We start from the raw sequence: 19,426 nt of genomic DNA on the forward strand, positions 1-19,426 counted from the left end.
CATTTACGCCTCAGCTCCGCCCCCCTAAGGCTCCCTACCCGCGCAAATGTCCAGCCGTGGCCGCTGCCGTCTTTACTTCTTCCCGAGCTTGTCCAAATTATCGAGCAAAATGCCTGTTCCTTTTACAACGCAGTGCATAGGGTCTTCAGCAATCAACACCGGCACCTTCAGCTCTTCTGCCAGCAGCGCATCAATTCCGCCCAGAAGCGCGCCCCCGCCTGTCAAAATAACGCCGCGGTCAATAATGTCCGCGGACAGCTCCGGCGGTGTGCGCTCCAGCACGGCCTTTGCGGCGGATACGATCGACATAACCGGATCCCACAACGCCTCGCGCACCTCTCCCGAACGAATCGTAACCGTAAGCGGAAGGCCGGAAACCATATCCCGGCCGCGAATATCGATTTCATCCTGACGATCGCCCTCGTATACGCTTCCGATCCTGATCTTAATTTCCTCGCTCGTTCTCTCGCCGATCAGAAGCTTATATTTATTCTTGATGAACTTCATAATCGCATCGTCGAACTTGTCCCCCGCAACCTTAATAGAAGAGGCGGTTACAACGTCGCCCATAGAAAGAACGGCCACATCCGTCGTGCCCCCGCCAATATCTACGACCATATTGCCGCTGGGCTGGAAGATATCCATTCCAGCCCCAATCGCGGCAGCCTTCGGTTCGTCCTCAAGATAAACTTCCTTCGCACCGCTTCGCTCCGCCGCTTGGCGGATTGCTTTCTGCTCAACCGATGTAATATTCGTCGGAGCGCAAATCAGGATACGGGGACGGCTAAACCATTTCCGTCCTTCTACGCGATCAATGAACGCCTTCAGCATAATTTCCGTTATTTCAAAATCCGCGATTACGCCGTCCCGCAAAGGGCGGATCGCCACAATATTGCCGGGCGTACGGCCAACCATTCTATGTGCTTCCTCGCCTACGGCAAGTACTTTCTTCGAATCGCTTTCAATCGCAACGACTGAAGGCTCATCGAGCACGACACCTCTTCCTTTAACATGAATGGATACATTGGCTGTACCAAGATCGATCCCGATATCCTTGCTCCACATAAGGCTTAAGTCCCCCAACGAATAATGTTTGCTTAACGTACAATTGGTCCCCTTGACAGGGAAACCGCTAACGTACATTATTCGCCAAAATGGACAAAATTCCTCTATAATTCGAGAAAAAACTTCACACTTTCCCTGCTGCCAGCACTTCACGCTTCTTTGAACTCGTTTTCTTATATTTAATCTTGGTTGCTTCTCCTCCCCTCAGGTGCCTGATCGATTTGTGGTACTCGAGAATGTGTTTAACCTGATCGGCCAGATCGGGGTTTATTTCAGGCAGCCGCTCGGTTAAATCCTTGTGCACCGTACTTTTGGAAACACCGAACTCTTTGGCGATCGTTCGCACCGTGTGCTTCGTTTCAACGATGCAGCGGCCTATTTTAATGGTTCGCTCTTTGATGTAATCGTGCACGTTCCCGCCTCCCTACTCGAGATAGTTTGGTACATTATATGAGTGGTGCGGGTATATATTCGTTATGGCCAAGCATGACAAGCCTTATTGCTAATAAATTTTCATAAAAAAGCAAAACAGGCAGGGGTTTGACCCCTGCCTGTATGTCTAAAGTCCTATTTTTTCACAAAATCGTTAACCGCTTTTAATACTACTCCATGATTAGCGAGTTCGGATTAACCGCCTTGCCGTTACTGCGTGTTTCATAATGAAGGTGGATACCCAGATCGCGCTCGAGATCATTCCTGCCTGCCACTGCAATCTTCGTACCTTGGCGAACCTCATCACCTTCGGCAACCTGCACTTCACTAACGCTTTGGTACACGGTCACCAGACCGCCGGCATGTGTTATTTCAATCGTGTTGCCATTCGTCGGATGCTTCTCGACGTAGGTTACCTTACCAGACAATGCAGCTAGTACATCGAATGTTTTGCCGCTTGGGTCAACAAAATCGATACCCATATGCGGGGAGAACGTATCGCCTACTTGAACCAATGCCGCTTCGCGTTCTGCGTCGCTCGCTTTTTCATCGTAGAAGTCAAGCTCTACTTGAAGCGCTTCTTTGTTAGCTACCGGCCACTCCATTAACTCGTCGCCAGCCACAACTTCCAATGTGTCTTCAACCTTGCCGTCCGTCGCTGCTTCTTCACCTTTCGAAACCTCAGTGGATTCGGTTTTTCCTGTTGTAGCTTGATCATCCGGTCCCTGATAGATCCACATTAAGGTTACGATAATTGCTGCCGCGGCCATGAAGATTGCTGGAGAAACCCATCGCTTTGCAAAAAGGTTCTTCCATCCACTGCTAGATTTGGCGGCAGACGCTTCTCCCAGAATAGTTTTGGGAGTTTCTTCTGGTCTTTGCTTCGGTTTGTTTTGGTTTTGATCATTCATTTATATCACCTCACTAGCCATTGTTGCCAGATCTGCTAGGTTTATACCTGAGGTGAATAGTAATTTTTAAGAGTCTGATTGGATTGGTAGCTTCGAAGCTTGCTCTACCTTAATGCCGGTATAATAGTGGCGAATAATATCTTCCGCCTTCCTGCCTTCCTGCGCCATTCCGTTCGCTCCCCACTGGCTCATGCCAACGCCGTGTCCGAATCCGAACGTCGTAATGGTAACAGTATCCTTCTGAATCGTCCAGGTGAACAGCGAGGATGCCAGGTCCAGACGTTCGCGCACTTCACGTCCACTGAACGTTTCACCGTTTATTTTGATTGTTTTGATTCGATTGCCGTCTGTCTTCTCAATCACTTTAATAGCAGGCTTTGCTGCAGCATTCTTTCCAGAGAGACCCATCTTTAAGTAAAACTCTCGCTTAGTCAGCTTGACTGTTTCTTTGTAACGAGGTGAAATATCGGTATCCCACGGGCTTGCCACGCTTCGCAAATAGGGAAGCGGCTGCGCCCAGTAATCCTCTGAGTTTTCCGTATAACCATTGCTTGTGGAGAAGAAAGCAGCTTGTATCGGTTCACCATCATACGTAATGACAAGACCTCTCGTTTCCTCTGCTGCCTGCTTCAGTTTAGCGAGGTTCTCCTTCTTCTCCTCGCCCGTCCATTTGCGTGCAAGCTCAGCAATCGGAATATAAACCTGATGCTCGATCGTATCCGTCACATCGGCCTGCTCGTCCTTCATCCCGCTTCTATCCTTCAGTCCAATTCTACGAACAATATACGTGCGCGCCGCGATGGCTTGCGCCTTCAGCGCCTCAAGCTCGAAGTCTATCGGCATTTCTCCTGCGAGAACGCCTTGTACATAGGTTTCCAACGGAACCGTTTCAATTCGTTCTTCCTTCGTTAAGTAGACTCGAATACTCACCCTATCAAGAACTTCAGCCTCCTTCGCATTTACAGAGTCGGTTACAGGCTTAGGCCTTGCTGCAGGCTTTTGAACCGGAAGAGAAGAACCGGATCCTGCAGCAATCGTTTCTTGAACTTCCCTTGAGGTCGTGCTGGAGCTCGCCCTAAGTATGGCTTGCTCCGCCGACTCCCTGCTTGATGCAATCTCAGCTAAGGACAATCGGACGAACACTAAAGCGGCACCTAGCAAAACTCCGACGCCGAACAAAGACCACGTACGACTTGTCCCAAGCAGACGCAGCCGTCCTGCCAATCTTACTATCTTTCGCTTCATGCTTACTCCTTCCCATCCTGGCCGGACAGCCGTAAGCACCTATCGTAGAGCTGTTTATACCTCTCTCTCATTCCGGCCTTGATGGTTTATTCTATGAGGGAAAATAATAGGGTAGAACGCCGAAGCGTATATCAACTTTCATATTAATCGTGTCGCAGCGCTTCAACCGGCTTCAATCCCGCCGCTTTATTAGCCGGAAAAATTCCAAATACAACGCCGACTATAGTGGAGAAAGCCAATGCTGCAAGTACGATATCCGTCGGCACTGATGTTTGTGTGCCCATTACTTTTCTATAAGGATAGAGGCGGGGTAGCCGAGCAGTATTCCTAGTATCCACCTAAACGCTTACGTTACAGCCTCGCCAAAAATTGAAACAATATGTCGCGACGCTTTGCGCCAAGCGACTTCCGAATGCCAATTTCACGAGTCCGCTCCGTTACCGAAACGAGCACAATATTCATAATCCCGATGCCGCCTATGACGGGCGATATCGCTGCAACTCCGATAAGCATCGAATTCATGGTCACATTGACCAAATTAAGTATCTCCATGGCATCCTCTTAATTGAAAATTGCGGTAACTGCTCGTATCTCCGCGAAATTTCTCCGTCAATTGGATTTCCAGTTGTGTAAACCCTATCCATCAAGCTCCGCATTCCCCTCCTTTTCTCTCCTTTGCTTCACTATCCCCTCAGCTCAGGACGTGTATATTCCGCAACTTAAGCTTTCCTGCCTTAACCTGGACTCCCCTCGTCCCAGCTACTTTCCCAGTTTAAGCCCTGCATTCGGCACCTCTGAACCAATATCTCAGTACCGTAACTGCTTATTTACTCCTTTGCTCCACTATCCCTTCTGCTCAGGAGCATTCTACAGTGAAACACCCCTCATCCCACTGATTTCAATTCATTTATTCCACCCTTTTTCTTAAAAATGATCCTACCTTCCCTATAAAAGTATTGATTTTCTTCAAGATTGTTGCTAAAATAAAAATACGAACAAATGTTCTGTTTTTAAATATAAAATTAATCAGGTGGTGTGCGGCATGATGGACAGCATTGTTCGGTTCAATCAACTTTTTTCAAAAGAAAAAGATTGTATCAGGCTCGTTCACAAGCTCAAATGGCCATCGGGCTTCCACTGTACTAGTTGTAATCACACCACTGCCTATACAATCAGCACTCGAAGGCTTCCACTTTACGAGTGTAGCAATTGCAAACATCAAACCTCATTAACATCGGGCACTGTCATGGATAAAAGCCGAACTCCTCTGCGAAAATGGCTGCTTACCATGTATATCCTCTCCACTTGCGAGAACAGCATTAATGCCGTCCAGCTATCTGAACTTATTGGTGTCACCTACAAAACGGCCTGGATTATGCTGAACAAACTCCGACAAGCCATATCAGACTCAGATCGTAGCATTCTTCTGTCCGGTGTTGTGGAAGCAAAGCTCGAAATTTATATGAAGCAACCCATTCCAACTTATGACGCTCTGCAGAAAGAGCAAGCCGTTATTGCAGCGCGTACTATTGAGCCGTCTGACTTCTCCTACTTCAAAATAAAACTCGTTCACTATCACCAAAATCCCCGTGGTTGGCTGTCCAAGCAAGCGGAAAGTGAATTTATTTACACGCACGTTAGCCCAAATCTATCTCAGATAGAAATTAACAAGAGGTTTGTGAACCCTCCACGAAGCGAAGCTGTACTACCACGTATAGCAAAATCAGCCTTTAACTGGATTAACAATACGTTTCATGGACTCGGACCTCTTTATTCGCAAGCCTACTTAGATGAATACTGCTTTCGTCAAAATCACTCCTACAAACAAGGTCATTGTCCATTCGAATTTTTACTTCAGCTATGTCTTTCTATACCTAAATCAAATAGAACTTCAACCAAATGTACTTTGATGCGGCTTGCAAGTTAATTTTGCGGCATATCGATAACAAAATGTTATATCAATGAGGTTAATGTTAGTTAAAGTTAGAAAAGGTTGGGTTGGGTTGGGTTGGGTTGGGTTGGGTTAGGTTGGGTTGGGTTGGGTTGGGTTGGGTTGGGTTGGGTTGGGTTGGGTTGGGTTGGGTTGGGTTGGGTTGAAGTTGAAGTTGAAGTTGAAGTTGAAGTTGAAGTTGAAGTTGAAGTTGAAGTTGAAGATATGAAGAATGATATCAAGGAGATAAGAAGGAGGATAAGAAGGAGGATAAGTAGGAATGATGCAAAGTTTTTTCCTGAGCTAAGGGGAGAGTGAAGCAAAGAAGCTAAAAAGTATATATGCATTTTTAATGTGGTGGTTTTGAATGTACATACATAAAAAGAAAAAATAGATTAACGCGAAAGAACGGCAAACGCCGTCCATTGTGATGTCGGGAATGCCGTTCAAATTAAGTTGAAATGCGCTTAAATTTCAGAAAGCTCGTCTAACATAGGCAGCGCTGATATCATAGGCATTTGCACACCCTACTGCATATCCCATTTCTTGAAGGATACTATAGAACAGGAGCCTTTTGCATACGCTTTAATGCCAAGCGATTGTGCACCCGGGTATATACGGCCTGTCATTACTTTTGCGCCGCCTTGGATGAATACTTCAACGGATGATTTGTCGACGAATATCCTAAGCTCCAGAAGGCCTTCTTTCAGCTCGACTTTCGTCCTGCGCTCGCCGCCCAGACCGATCCCGGCCTTGTCACGGTTAAAGAGGAACCGTCCATCTGCAGCGCTATAGGATAATACCGTCTCTTCATCGCCAGAAACGCGAAGCTTCAAACCGAATTCCTCGGCTTGATCCGCACGGAAAACGACCTCGAGCTCGTAGCAGTCTCCGCTTACACCCAAGTCCCGCTCGCCATCAAGCAAAATATTGGAAGCCTCATAGCCGATATGGCGATAATTAGCCATTTCTTCTATCGGCTTGAAAAACAATTTATCTCCCTGCATCACGACCTCGCGCGGAAGCGACATCGCTCCAGCCCAATAGTGTCCCAGCTGCGTCGGAATTTCCGTCTCCCAAGTCTCCATCCAGCCGATGACGATCCGTCTTCCCTTATCGTCAATGGTTGTTTGCGGGGCGTAAAAATCAAAGCCGCAGTCGATTTGCTCATACTGATCATACAGGAAACGGCCTTGCACCGTATCCAAACGGCCAATCATATAGGCGGTCGAGTGCAGATTTTGAAAATCATCCCCTTGCGCAGGCATGCGCTGTGGAGACAACATGAGCACGTCATGCCCCTCCAGCTCGAAGAGGTCCGGACATTCCCAGTTGTCCCCCATATATCCGTCGCTTCGTGCGATTTCATTGACGAACGTCCAATTCAACAAGTCGTCTGACCGGTACATTAATAGAAGTCCGCTGCCCATTCCGTCATTCGACCCTAAGACGGCATAGTAAACGCCGTCACGCTCGAACACCTTCGGATCGCGAAAATCCTTTTGGCTGACGTCTGCCGGAATTTGCTCGGGCCGGATCACCGGATTGCATGCCAGCTTCTGAAAATGGACACCGTCATCGGACACAGCAATATTTTGATTTTGAATATAGTGCAGATCCTTGTCCGGCCCTGTCACGATATGCCCCGTATACATCAAATACAGCATACCGTCCTTCTCGATCGCACTGCCGGAGAAGCATCCGTCACGGTCGTATTCCTGATCCGGAGCTAACGCCACCGGCAAGTGCTTCCACTCGATTAAATCACGGCTGACCGCATGACCCCAATGCATCGGCCCCCATACCGGCTGGTACGGGTAGTGCTGATAAAACATATGGTATTCCCCGTTATAATAAACAAAGCCGTTCGGATCGTTCATCCAGCCAAACTCGCTCATCAAATGGTAGCGCAGACGGTACTCCCCGTTCAGCAAATATTTCCTGCTCTCAACAAATTTGTCGGCATTCTCGCGTGTGTACAAAATAAAGCATCCTACCCTTACTCGTTATTTAATGGAGCCTTGCATGACCCCTTGAATAATGTATTTCTGTGCGAATAAATAAACGATTAGCACAGGCAGTATGGTCAGCATAAGACCAGCCATCAACGGGCCGTAATCAACCGTGTACGTACCGAAGAAATAAAAGGTCGAGAGCGGCAGCGTTCTTTCGTCCGGCGCAATCAGCACCAGGGAAGGAAGCAGGAAGTCGTTCCAAATCCAGAGTACGTTCAAAATAGCGATCGTAACCGTGGTCGGCGTCAGCACCGGAAATACGATGCGGAAAAAAGTTTGCGTTCTTGTGCAGCCGTCAATGAGCGCCGCTTCTTCAAGCTCGGCCGGGATGCTTTTCACAAATCCGTGATAAATGAACACAGCCAGCGGACTGCCGAATCCGATGTACATATATATCAGGGCCCATTTGCTGTCCAAAAAGCCAATGGATCCGTATATTTTGACGAGAGGAATCATAATGGCTTGGAATGGGATAATCATTGCTGCGACCATTAAGAAGAACGTATATTGATTGAACTTCGTTTGATGTCTAACAAAATAATGAGCCGTCATAGCTGCCAAAAGCGAAATGAGCAATACGCTAAGCACCGTTATAATAATAGAATTTGTAAATGCGGAGACATAATCCATTTTACCGAATGCGTCCAAATAATTGGTCATGCTGAAGCTCTCGGGAAGCGAAAGCGGGCTGGATGTAATAGCTTTATTCTCTTTAAACGAGTTGACGAGCAGAAGCAGGAACGGGAAAACGAACAGCAGCAAGCAAACGAAGAGGACGGCGATTTTCGTCCAAGCGACAGTTGAACTCGAATTTTTCATTACGCCTCCACCTCCATCTTCTTGCTAAAGTACACCTGAGCGATCGTAATGATCGCCACGAGCAGGAACAGCACGAACGCTTCCGCTTGCCCTACCCCGTAATCCCTCGACAGAAACGCCTTCCCGTACACGTGCATGGAAACCATCTCCGTGCTCTTGAACGGTCCGCCCTTCGTTAAGGAAATGTTCAAATCATAGACCATAAATCCTCTTTGCAGCGATAAAAAAATACAAACGATAAAGGACGGAACCATAAGCGGAAGCACCATTTTGCGCATTTTTGTGGGCAGGCTCGCACCATCGATGCTCGCGGCTTCCAAAATATCCTTCGGCACATTCATGAGGCCCGCGACATAAATAACCATCATGTAGCCTGCATATTGCCAAACGGTAACGATAATCATCGCCCAGAAGGATTTATCCGGGTCAGCCAGCCAGGAGGCGCTGAACAAGGGGATGCTCATTTCTTTGCCTAAATACACTAATACATTTGAAAATATAAATTGCCATACAAAGCCTAGCACGATACCGCCAACCAGATTCGGAATAAAGAAGCCTGCCCGGAATAGGCTTTGGCCCTTCAAACCGCTCGTTAACACATATGCGAGCAGAAAAGCGACCACATTAATAAGCACGACGGTAATGAACACGTATTTTAAAGTCAATAAAAAGGATTTCCAAAATACTGTATCTTGAAATACTGAAATATAGTTTTGAAATCCTACAAGGCTGCTTGTCGTCGAAATGCCGTCCCAGTTCGTAAAGGTCAAATAAATGCCATAAAGGAAAGGAACGATCATTACGGCAAGAAAAGCAAATAAAGTAGGTCCGGTAAACAGCAGCCGCAGTCGTAAACGATTCCACAGCCCTTTTTCCGTTATCATCATGATCCCTCGCATTCATGGATAGTTTGCTGGAGAGGAAGCAATCAAGCGTAATCGGCTTACCCCGTCATTTGGCGGGGTAAGCCGGCGTCTCGCGGCTAATGATTACTTAACCGACTTCCAATATTCCTGAATTTCTTTTGTAAGCACGGTACGGTCTGCTGCTCCAGCAAGATATTTTTGCATGGAAGCGCCTACTTTCGCCCAGTGATCTGCCGGCAATGTGCTCATGGAATCCTGAGTCTTGCCTTTCGCGATATAATCGGAAATCGACTTCGCCAGCGGATCCTTCGCTTCAAGTGTAATGTTCTTGAATGCTGGAATGATATTCGCTTTGTTCACAAGGAAATCTTGACCCTTGTCACTGTAAACCATCCACTCAAGGAATTTCTTTGCCGCCGCTTGCTGCTCTGCCGTATTTTTCTCTTTGTCGAGCACCAACCGTTTGGATACCGCGGAAGAAATTTGCGTGTTTCCAAAGTCATCCGCATTGTTGCTGACCGGTACCGGCAGGAAGCCGTATTGACCGCTTGCCGTATCAAAGCTGCTAATTTGCGGCCAAGCCCAGTTGCCTTGGAACCAGATGCCAACCTCGCCTTTGCCGAGCACTTCCGGTCCTCTCTCATAAGTACCGGACAAAGGAGATGCCTTATCGATGTTGTATTTTGCCATCAGATCAAACGTATCAAGCAGTCCGTTAAAGACGATGTTGCCAGCCAGATCAACCTTACCTGCTTTCAAATCAGTAACGAACTGTGCGACGGCTGCTGTATCCGCCGACTGGCCCGCGTAAGCAAGCGGCAGGTAATGGGCCCCAAGCGACCAATCCATAGGAGAAACGATGAGCGGCGCTTTACCGGAAGCCTCAATTTTTTTGAACAGCTCTTCCAGCGCCCCAGTCGTGTTGATCGTTGCCGGATCAAACGTACCGCCTACCGCCTGATCAACCACTGTTTTGTTATAAATAAAGCCGTAGCCTTCGATCGCTAGCGGGAATGCATAGTTCTTGCCGTCAAACGTTGTCAGTGCAGTGCTGCGGTCAACCGCATCAGCCATCCACTTTTCACCGCTTAGATCAAGAATGCGATCCTTGAATTTCTCTACGTCTCCTGTATCCAGCATCGTAATCGTAGCCGGGTTGCCGGAAGCATATAGCGCAGAAGCTTTCTCGAATGGTGACTGTCCCGCAGGCACCGGAATGATTTCCATTGTGATGTTAGGATTATCCTCTTTAAACGCTTTCGCCGCTTCTTCTAGCTGCGATTGAATTTCGCCCTTCGAATTAAGGAGCGTAATCGTTACTGCCGAGCCTTCAGCGGACCCGCCAGATTCGGTTGATTCACTTGACTTGCCGCATGCTGTTACGAGCATAACTACGATAAGCGATAATACAAGTGCCTGCATCCATTTCCAAGATTTCATTTGTCTGCCCCCGATTCACGAAAATTGTTGCGGTTTTAAGAATTTGTAAACCGCTTTCACATCGAATTATATATGCGTTGATGTCATATGTCAATCGTTTGACATATTAAACGTTTGACATATTTTAAAGAAATAAAAATCCCCGCGCCACGCAAGGGATTTCTGTACTTTGAATCTATGTCGTTGATCGTTCCACGATAGTCACCGGCAGAATGTTTTCGACTTCAAACGGCTCATCGTTCATTTGCTGCATGATCAGATCTACAGCCTTACGGCCAAGCTCAGCAATCGGCTGCTTAATTGTCGTAATAGACGGCGTCAACCACCTAGCTGCATTAATATCGTCATAGCCGATAATTTTCACATCGTCCGGAATACGCTTGCCTGCGGCTGTGCACTGCTTCACCGCAAATGCCGCAATAATGTCGCTCGTCGCAAACATGCCGTCAATATCGGGATGCTCCTCGAATAACCGTTTCATAATATCCTCGTACTGCATTTGATCAAATACATTCATGTCGGTTTGAATGATAAGATGCTCCACCTTGTTTTCTTTCATGACCGTTTGAAAGGCTTCAGTTCGCTTGTTGGCCAGCAATTGCAGCTCCAGGTTACCGCAAATATGAGCGATTTTCGTGCAGCCTTTTTCAACCAGAAGACTAGCCGCAAGGCTTCCGCCCGTATAATTATCGGAAGAGATATAAGGAATCTCATTGCTAATTTGACGGTCAATCGTAACGATCGGCGAGCTTAAATTTTTGTATTCCTCGACTTGAAGCGTGTGGCTGCCCATTATGATTCCATCGACGCGGTTCCGCTTAAGCATTTCGATATAATCCTTTTCCTTCACCGGGTCGAGCTGAGAGTTGCATAAAAGCATTTTGAAGCCTTGGTCATAGGCGTAGTTTTCAATATGGTTAGCAAGCTCGCTGAAAAAAGGATGAGAGACGTTCGGTATAATAAGCCCGATTACATTTGATTGCTTCCTGAGGAGGGAGCGCGCGATCTCATTCGGTTGATAATTAAGCTCCTCCATCACTCTAAATACTTTGGTTCTTGTCGCTTCGCTAATATATCCCCGGTTATTCAAAACGCGGGAAACCGTCGTGACGGATAGGTCCGCTTTTTTCGCGACATCGTGTATCGTTGCCATGGCATCCCCTTTGCATCGTGCAGTAGTCCCAACCATTATAGCTAACTCCAGTAAATAGTCAAACCCCATTCATAATGAAAAAGAAGCTGTTTCAGATAAGCCGGTTCGGCTTATTTGAAACAGCTCCTTATACGCGCTTGTTTGGTATTAAGCCCAAGTCGGCTGTACCTTCAGCACAGAAACCTCTTTTTCGCGCTTATAGGAAGCGGCTGCATCGCCTTCAGAAGCAGCACCGGCAGATACGGCTACCGCAGATACGGTATCCCGTGCCGGCAATGAAGCAGCGCTAACTCCCGCTTTTAGCAGCTTGCTCGAAGTTGTTGCGACAGACGCTGCAGCAGCGTCTTCTTCTTCCGTCTCTACGCGGCGGATAATCGCACCTAGCGAGGCGAGCTTACCCGTTATATTGACATAACCGCGATCCACATGGTGCAGACCCGTTACTTCAGTTTCACCGTCGGCACGCAATGCCGCACAAATAAGTGCCGCGCCTGCCCGAAGGTCGGTTGCGCATACTTTGGCTCCCGTTAGCGGCAAACCGCCGCTGACGATTGCTGTACGTCCGTCGACCTTAATTTGAGCATTCATCTTCTGAAACTCTTCCACATGCATAAAACGGTTCTCGAACACGGTTTCCGTAACGACGCTCGTTCCCTCGGATACGAGCAGGAGCGCCATCATTTGTGATTGCATATCTGTTGGGAAGCCCGGATGCGGCAGCGTTTTAACATCAACCGATTTCAATACAGCGCTTGAGCGCACGCGAACCCCATTGTCGCTTTCCGTAATTTCTACGCCCATCTCCTGAAGCTTCGAAATGACAGGTGTCAGATGATCGGCAATCGCGCCTTCCACAAACACATCTCCGCCGGTGATAGCAGCCGCAATCATATACGTTCCTGCTTCTACACGATCAGGGATCACATTGTGAGCTGCGCCATGCATCCGATCCACACCTTCAATACGGATCAAGCCGGTACCTGCGCCGCGAACCTTGCCGCCCATTGCGTTGATGTAATTCGCTAAATCAACGATTTCCGGCTCTTTGGCAGCATTCTCGATCGTAGTTGTGCCTTCGGCCAAAGCGGCTGCCATCATAATGTTCTCCGTGGCTCCTACGCTTGCAACGTCCAGGTATATTTTCGCACCTTTTAGACGTGTCTTAGTTCTCGCTTCGATGAACCCTTGGCCAAGCGTAATTTCCGCGCCCATTGCCTCAAAGCCCTTCAAATGCTGATCAATCGGTCGAGTGCCGATCGCACAGCCGCCAGGCAGCGAAATCCGGACTCTGCCTATCCGTGCCAAAAGCGGTCCCATTACGAGAAAGGACGCCCGCATTTTGCGAATAAGCTCATATGGAGCTTCAAATGTTGTGATGGTTGATGCCGATATACGCATCGTTTCATTGTTATAGGTTAATTGTGCGCCTAAAGAAGCAAGCACTTTCTGGATCGTCATAACGTCGTCGAGGAGGGGTACGTCACTGATGACGCTGTCTCCTTCGGTCGCTAACAATGAGGCCGCTAAAATGGGGAGTACTGCATTTTTGGCTCCGCTAACACGGACCGTTCCCTTCAAACGCTGGCCTCCGCGGACGATAATTTTGGTCATCTTATGGTTCCCTCCGCGAACTGCATTTTCTATTTCCTATTCGTGAATATTTTGGCATTCCACTCTTTACCCAAACCCCATCTTAACATTCATCTACATGAATCGACAAGCGTTAAATTACTTCCACATTTTGCTGGGGCTTCCTTCGTCATTTAATGACTTTTTTCGACAAAACCGGTATTATCATGGGGTAAAAAATACGTTTTCAATCCAAAAATAGGTCGTAATACATACCTATTCGTAAGCATGCTCCATTATCATACCGTCATGTATTACCCATTGTTGACATATTTCGTTTTTGTTATTCGACAAAGCTTTTTAAAAGCACCGTATAACCCCAATATTCCAAAATAAACTTGGCAAACAAATTGCCTAAAATGATCGCGACAAGCACTTGGAACAGGCGTGCCTTCGGGCTTCGGGGAAAGCGGAAAAACGTCTCCCACTTCACCTCCTGCAGCACAACCCACACAAATATAATACTAAGGATGACGATGACAATGGAAAACAATCCGGTCATGCCGGTATACCTCTGAATATCGTTATAGAGCTCATTGTCTACGTTCATGATTCCTCCTCAGCTTATATATAAATTATCGGAATTCGTTATCGAATGATTAGACGATTTTATTGGTTCATAACGCGGTGCAGCAGCATGGAGAAATCGGCGCGGCTTGCCTGAAGCTTCGGCATATAATGGTCCTGTTCCACGCCCTCAATGTTGCCGGTAAGCTTCATTGCGAACAGCATCGGTGCAGACCAATGCGTTCTGGATACATCGTAAAACGGATCGACAGCCGGCATTTGCGGCCGTACCCCGTCCGCATACCCTATGATCAGTGCCATCTCCGCCCTGGTAATCGGCTGGTCCGGCTTAAACGTGCCGTCCGGGAATCCTTTGATCCATCCCTGCTGAACGGCCTTTGCAACCGCGTCATAAGCCCAGTGGCTTGCGGTAATATCTCTAAAACGTTTCGACCCGCCCCCATTATTCGGAATTGGCTTGTAAGCTTTTACGATCATCGCTACCGCTTCGGCACGAGTAATTGCCCGCTTCGGCTCAAATCGGTTGCCCCCCGTTCCATTAATGATCCCTCGATTGCTTAAGTCGATAATTTCGTTTTCCGCCCAATGATTTTTTATATCCCGAAATCCGGCTACAAGCTCCTCCGATTGGATTTTAAACCGGTAATATTGCTTATCAAAAGGAGCCTCTGCCGTCAGCCTAACATAATATACGCCAGGCTGGAGCAGCTGTTCCTTAGACTTAAGCTTGCCTGCCGTTCCGGTATCAGCCCACGCCAGTTGTTTCATACGTTTGTCGTACACTCCAAGATTCAAATCAATATCGGCCGGAACACCGTTAACCGTCATGCTTACTACGCTCGGGTTCGAAATACGGTACTGATACCAATCGATATCAGAATAGCTTCCAATCACGCCGACATACTCGGTGCCTGGATTAACCATGAAAGCTTCATACGTTTTATCGTTTGGTTCATTGGGATCGTCATACTTCGGCATGTAGTCGATTGCAAGCGAATAGGAGCCAATGGTGGGACTTGCTTCAGACGAAATTGCATTGTGAACACGAATATAATATTTCCCCGGAGTCACAGTTATGACTGGCGATTGCTCGGTTACGCCCTCCCCCTCATCGTCATACAGAAGCAGCTGCTGACCAGCTCTTTGTATCGAAAGCCCGGGATCTATGCGGACCGTGTTCGTGCTGAGAGCAAGGCCGAGCTTTCCGCTCTGCTTAAACGTCACGGCAAACCAATCGCGGTCGGCCGTCTGATGAAACGTACCGCCAACTAACTGCGATCGGGGCTGCAAAGTGAACGCTTCATAGGCCTTATCGTTTTTTTCGTAATCATCTTGTTTTATTGTAAACGTGGCAGTAAGCAAATAAGGCAGCTCTTCATCAGCGCTCGGATTAAGGAGCTCGATATGGATAAGATGCTGACCCTTTTTGACATCAAAATCGATTGACCTGCTTGCGAGCTTCGTATCATTGACGCTGCGCTCTACACCATTCGTAAACTGGCTCACTCTTACAGGGGGTACAATTTGTCCGCTTGCAACAAGTCCTTCGTAATGGATCGTAAGCGTGCCGTCATAAGGCGTATCGACGCGGTACCAATCATGATCCGCCGTTCCTTCAAGTACGGCTGAGAGCTGCGTATTAAGCTGAAAACGCGCGGCGGCCGCCATGCTTTCGTTCGGCTCGAAGCCGTCCGCCTTTAACGCTGAACGTACAGCCTGATCGATACGCAGCAAGCCGTAGCCGGACTGACTATCCGCTCCCGCAGTTCCAATATCCATCGCTGTTTGCCTCAGCAGCCCGCGAATTTGATAGGGCTTCAGCTCTTTATAACGGGCCCAGACCAAAGCAGCTGCAGCTGCAGCTTGCGGTGCAGCCATCGACGTTCCTTCCTCTTTCTTATATAAACCGCCGACAGCGGTCGTAAACACGTTCCATGGCGCGATGAGATCAAGCTCGCTGCCTGGATTTGAACGAGGGTCGACCGTATTATTCGGCTTCGCCCCCCCGACCGCGAGAACGGTGGGATACGCAGCAGGGTATTTCACCGCCGCTTTCGCGCCATGCGACATGCCGTCGTTACCTGCCGCCGCTACAAGCAGCACGCCTTTGCTTTCCGCATATTCCACAATGTCGAGCATGTATGGCGAATAGCGATGCAAGCCTACAGACAATACAACGATGCGCGCACCGCTTCGGACCGCATACAAAATAGCCTCGCCAAGCTCCTGCTCCGTACCGTCGCCCCGGTTGTCGAGCGCTTTTATCGGCATTATTTTGGCATTCCACACGATGCCCGATACACCAATCCCATTGTTGCCGACAGCCGCGATAACACCCGCTACGCTTGTCCCGTGACCATTATCATCGTCAGGCGGCTCATTCGGCTTGACCAAATTTGCGCCCGGCACGAGATTGTCTTTCAAGTCCGGATGGTCGAGGTCGACCCCCGTATCGATGATGGCGATCGTTAAATCCGTTTGCTCGCGGACGGTTTCCCATGCTATTCGCGCGCCGGTTTGACTGAGAAAGAGCTGCTTCGACAGCTCCGGGTCATTGGCGTGGGGCACTGCAGTGGATGCTGCAGCCAGCTTTGCTGATCCTTGCGACGAGCGTTCGGCTGGGGCCGACGGGAGCGAAAGCGACGAGCGTTCGGCTGGAGCCGACGGGAGCGGCAGCGACGAGCGTTCGGCTGGGGCCGACGGGAGCGAAAACGACGAGCGTTCGGCTGGGGCCGCATTTGTGGGTGAACGCACGCCTTCCGGCGCGGCCTCTGCCGCTCCGGAAGGCAGAGCCAAGATATGCACCCCATAATTCGGGTGCACATATTCAACGCCCGGCGTGCTTTGCAGCCGGGCCAGCCACTCTTGCACGTCCGCGCCTTCATCGGCCGGACGCACGAGCTCTACCGCCGCCTCATTCTGGCGGCGGAGCACTTCAGTCCCGCGCAGCTCATGCGCGTGCGCGGGGTCACGCCATTTGAGCAGCCAGCTTTGCGGCTGCTCTGCATCGGCGCCGGTGGCGCCTGCGGCCGCATCAGCGGCGGCCGCCAGCGCCGCAGGCGCCGCTGCGGGAGCGAGCCCTCCGGGGGCTATGCCCCCGAGGGTGGCGCTCCCGAGCAATAGCGCGAGCAGCGCGCGACGAAGGAGCATGCGCGTTGCGGGCGCTTTGAATGGCGCGCTTGTCCGTTTGAGCAAGCGCGCTATTATATTTTTTATCGCTGACGTCAGATCATCCGAGCCGCTTACTGGTTCTCTTACTTGTTCTTTTGACATCCGTCGCAATTTTTGTCCTAATCGTAGCCGTTTTCGATTTCTCATCGCATTCTGCCTTTTTGAATCGTATTTGCAGCTGCTTGTTCCTAATTCAGCTTGCTAATCCTAGCTATCATTTCGATTCGCGGACATCATATCCCTTGTCATCGATCCATAAAAGGACAAAAGGCCTATAAACCGCTGCTCGGCAAGAGTGATTCTCCGATCGGATATTAGTTTCATTTCTTTAAACTAATCGTATAACTAAACCGGCAATCTGCTGCTCCTTTCAGCCCTTCTTTCTTAATAGAATAAACCTTCTCTTAAATAATACTCAACATCTTTGTCTGACAAAGGATGATATGAATAGTTTGTTTTCCTGCGGAGCGAACAATGATTCGGGTTGGATTTTTATTATTTCATCCATCTAAATAAACCAATTATCCCTTATAATGCCATCATATAAAAATAGGCTGAACGGCACTGTCTTACACAAAAATAGTGAGGAAAATCCTATTATCCGCGAGCTTCACTCATGGCGAATAAGATCCTCCTCACTAGCTTACATAAACCTATTAAATCGCCCTCCTATTGAAACATCAGATCGCTGCGTATCGAGAACACCGCATCAATCCATTCCATAAGTGGTCCCGGAAATAAACCAAGAGCAATCGTTGCAGCAGCGCATAGCCATATGACTGCACCTGTAGCTGCCGGAACGCGAATGTCACTGTCATCGCTCCCGCTTCGCATAAACATTTGGCGTACGAGACCGAAGTAGAAGTAATAGGAGATTACGCTGCTCACGACGATGATGGCTGCAAGCCAGTAGATCTTTGCATTAGCTGCGCCCAGCAGGATGAACAGCTTTCCGAAAAATCCGCCGGACACGGGCAGGCCAGCCAGCGACAGGACGAACACGACCATGGCAGCAGCCGTCCATGGCGCGCGGTAGTACATCCCTGAGAAGCCCTTCAGCTCCTCATGACCTGCTGACCTGCTAACGACCGATAGCACCGCAAACGCCCCGATCGTCATCAATAAGTAAGCGATCAAATAGTAGATAAACTCCGAGAAGTTGCTGCTGTGCACGACCGTGATCGAGAGGCCGATCGGAACAAGCATATAGCCGGCATTCGCAACGCCCGACAATGCGAGCAGCCGTTTTACATTCTTTTGCCTTAGCGCAGTCGTTGTACCGACAAGCATAGCCGCCGCAGCAAGCACAAGCACGATGAAGAAAATATCGTTCGATACATTCGCGTCTTCGCCACCAACGGCGAACAACACAGTGTTGAACATGATTCTAAATATGACCGCAAGCGCAGCACCTTTGGAAATAACCGCGAGAAAAGCGGATACCGGCGAAGGAGCGCCTTGATACACATCCGGTGCCCAAGCATGAAACGGCGCCGTGGCGATCTTAATACCGAAGCCTGCAAGCATGAACAAGAAGCCGACATACACAAGCGCTTGGAAATCAACCAACGCTCCCGGCAAAGCCTTTCCGATGACAGCAAGATCAACCGAACCTGTCACCCCGTATAGATACGACATCCCGAACAGTACCAGTGCCGAGGAGATGCCGCCTGTCACCAGGTATTTAAATGCCGCTTCAGCCGACAACGACGATTTGCGTCTCATTCCAACGAGCACATAGCTCGTAAGGCTGAGCAGCTCAAGCCCGATGTACAACGTGACGAGATTGCCTGAGGAAGACATCATCATCGCCCCGATAACGGCAGGCAGCAGCAAGTAGAAGTATTCCGCTCTATCCGTTATCGCATCATCATCCCGAACCGAACCGAGCGCAAGTAATACGATAAATGCCGTCCCTGTCAAAAATACGATTTTCAGCAGGCTCGCAAAATCATCAATCCGGTAGCTGTTGCTGAGCAAATGAACCGCGTCAGCGGCCGCCCCCGCCTTATTCATATCCAGCATCCGCCACACGACTAATCCCAGCGTTACGAGCAAGCCGGCAAACGTCAGCCAGCCAATGGACAACCGGCTCACGCTCTTGGGCAGCAACAGGTCAAGGACAATGAGCAGTAAAAACACCGCTGCAAGCGTAAACTCAGGGGCAAGGTAGAGCATATCCGTCCATGTCAGCGGTATAAATGAAACTCCTTCGTACATGG

At 48.9% G+C, this 19,426-nt stretch carries 17 protein-coding genes; 2 read left to right on the plus strand and 15 right to left on the minus strand.

Translation table 11 applies throughout. The features are described from left to right. Nucleotides 1-72: 72 nt before the first annotated feature. The 6 genes from mreB to DFP97_RS17930 all read right to left on the minus strand — a co-directional run bounded on the left by mreB (nt 73) and on the right by DFP97_RS17930 (nt 4,205). A complete protein-coding gene (gene mreB, locus DFP97_RS17910; protein WP_114381561.1) occupies nt 73-1,065 on the minus strand; it encodes a rod shape-determining protein MreB in 993 nt (330 codons plus the stop codon). A 124-nt stretch (nt 1,066-1,189) separates the two neighbouring features. After that, on the minus strand, nt 1,190-1,477 hold the full coding sequence (gene spoIIID / locus DFP97_RS17915) for a sporulation transcriptional regulator SpoIIID (RefSeq protein WP_087569465.1): 288 nt from the start codon (nt 1,475-1,477) through the stop codon (nt 1,190-1,192). A 190-nt stretch (nt 1,478-1,667) separates the two neighbouring features. Continuing rightward, the gene (locus DFP97_RS17920; RefSeq protein WP_114381562.1) at nt 1,668-2,408 is read right to left on the minus strand and encodes a M23 family metallopeptidase; all 741 of its coding nucleotides are present in this window, start codon (nt 2,406-2,408) and stop codon (nt 1,668-1,670) included. 66 nt (nt 2,409-2,474) lie between these two features. Then, the gene (gene spoIID / locus DFP97_RS17925) at nt 2,475-3,653 is read right to left on the minus strand and encodes a stage II sporulation protein D (protein ID WP_114381563.1); all 1,179 of its coding nucleotides are present in this window, start codon (nt 3,651-3,653) and stop codon (nt 2,475-2,477) included. A gap of 143 nt (nt 3,654-3,796) precedes the next feature. After that, nucleotides 3,797-3,937: an ABC transporter permease gene (locus DFP97_RS30795; RefSeq protein WP_181873569.1), complete on the minus strand. Its 141-nt coding sequence runs from the start codon at nt 3,935-3,937 to the stop codon at nt 3,797-3,799. 67 nt (nt 3,938-4,004) lie between these two features. After that, entirely contained in the window at nt 4,005-4,205 is a 201-nt protein-coding gene (locus DFP97_RS17930) for an FtsX-like permease family protein (RefSeq protein WP_114381564.1), read from the minus strand. Between the two features lie 490 nt (nt 4,206-4,695). On the opposite strand from DFP97_RS17930, the gene DFP97_RS17935 reads away from it, so the two are divergent. Further along, entirely contained in the window at nt 4,696-5,580 is an 885-nt protein-coding gene (locus DFP97_RS17935) for a transposase (protein ID WP_114381565.1), read from the plus strand. 156 nt (nt 5,581-5,736) lie between these two features. Then, on the plus strand, nt 5,737-5,901 hold the full coding sequence (locus tag DFP97_RS30800) for a hypothetical protein (protein ID WP_181873570.1): 165 nt from the start codon (nt 5,737-5,739) through the stop codon (nt 5,899-5,901). Between the two features lie 209 nt (nt 5,902-6,110). On the opposite strand, the gene DFP97_RS17940 is transcribed toward DFP97_RS30800, so the two are convergent. The 9 genes from DFP97_RS17940 to DFP97_RS17980 all read right to left on the minus strand — a co-directional run bounded on the left by DFP97_RS17940 (nt 6,111) and on the right by DFP97_RS17980 (nt 19,424). Beyond that, nucleotides 6,111-7,565 carry a glycoside hydrolase family 32 protein gene (locus DFP97_RS17940; protein ID WP_114381566.1) on the minus strand — a complete coding sequence of 485 codons (1,455 nt, stop codon included), beginning with the start codon at nt 7,563-7,565 and terminating at the stop codon, nt 6,111-6,113. A gap of 24 nt (nt 7,566-7,589) precedes the next feature. Further along, on the minus strand, nt 7,590-8,417 hold the full coding sequence (locus DFP97_RS17945; protein WP_114381567.1) for a carbohydrate ABC transporter permease: 828 nt from the start codon (nt 8,415-8,417) through the stop codon (nt 7,590-7,592). Then, nucleotides 8,417-9,301 carry a carbohydrate ABC transporter permease gene (locus DFP97_RS17950; RefSeq protein WP_114381568.1) on the minus strand — a complete coding sequence of 295 codons (885 nt, stop codon included), beginning with the start codon at nt 9,299-9,301 and terminating at the stop codon, nt 8,417-8,419. The genes DFP97_RS17945 and DFP97_RS17950 overlap by 1 nt, the downstream gene beginning before the upstream one ends. Nucleotides 9,302-9,406: 105 nt before the next feature. Next, nucleotides 9,407-10,723, minus strand: a complete 1,317-nt coding sequence (locus DFP97_RS17955; protein ID WP_114381569.1) for an ABC transporter substrate-binding protein — start codon at nt 10,721-10,723, stop codon at nt 9,407-9,409. Between the two features lie 175 nt (nt 10,724-10,898). Further along, a complete protein-coding gene (locus DFP97_RS17960) occupies nt 10,899-11,876 on the minus strand; it encodes a LacI family DNA-binding transcriptional regulator (RefSeq protein WP_114381570.1) in 978 nt (325 codons plus the stop codon). Nucleotides 11,877-12,023: 147 nt separating this feature from the next. Continuing rightward, nucleotides 12,024-13,487, minus strand: a complete 1,464-nt coding sequence (gene murA, locus DFP97_RS17965; protein WP_114381571.1) for a UDP-N-acetylglucosamine 1-carboxyvinyltransferase — start codon at nt 13,485-13,487, stop codon at nt 12,024-12,026. A gap of 301 nt (nt 13,488-13,788) precedes the next feature. Beyond that, nucleotides 13,789-14,055, minus strand: coding sequence for a DUF1146 family protein (locus DFP97_RS17970; protein WP_114381572.1), 267 nt, complete (start codon nt 14,053-14,055; stop codon nt 13,789-13,791). Nucleotides 14,056-14,114: 59 nt separating this feature from the next. Beyond that, nucleotides 14,115-17,306, minus strand: coding sequence for a S8 family peptidase (locus tag DFP97_RS17975; protein ID WP_245976358.1), 3,192 nt, complete (start codon nt 17,304-17,306; stop codon nt 14,115-14,117). Nucleotides 17,307-17,873: 567 nt separating this feature from the next. After that, nucleotides 17,874-19,424, minus strand: coding sequence for an NADH-quinone oxidoreductase subunit N (locus DFP97_RS17980; RefSeq protein ID WP_114381573.1), 1,551 nt, complete (start codon nt 19,422-19,424; stop codon nt 17,874-17,876). Between the last annotated feature and the right edge of the window lie 2 nt (nt 19,425-19,426).

This window comes from Paenibacillus prosopidis, from assembly GCF_003337375.1.
GTDB classification, from domain to species: domain Bacteria; phylum Bacillota; class Bacilli; order Paenibacillales; family Paenibacillaceae; genus Pristimantibacillus; species Pristimantibacillus prosopidis.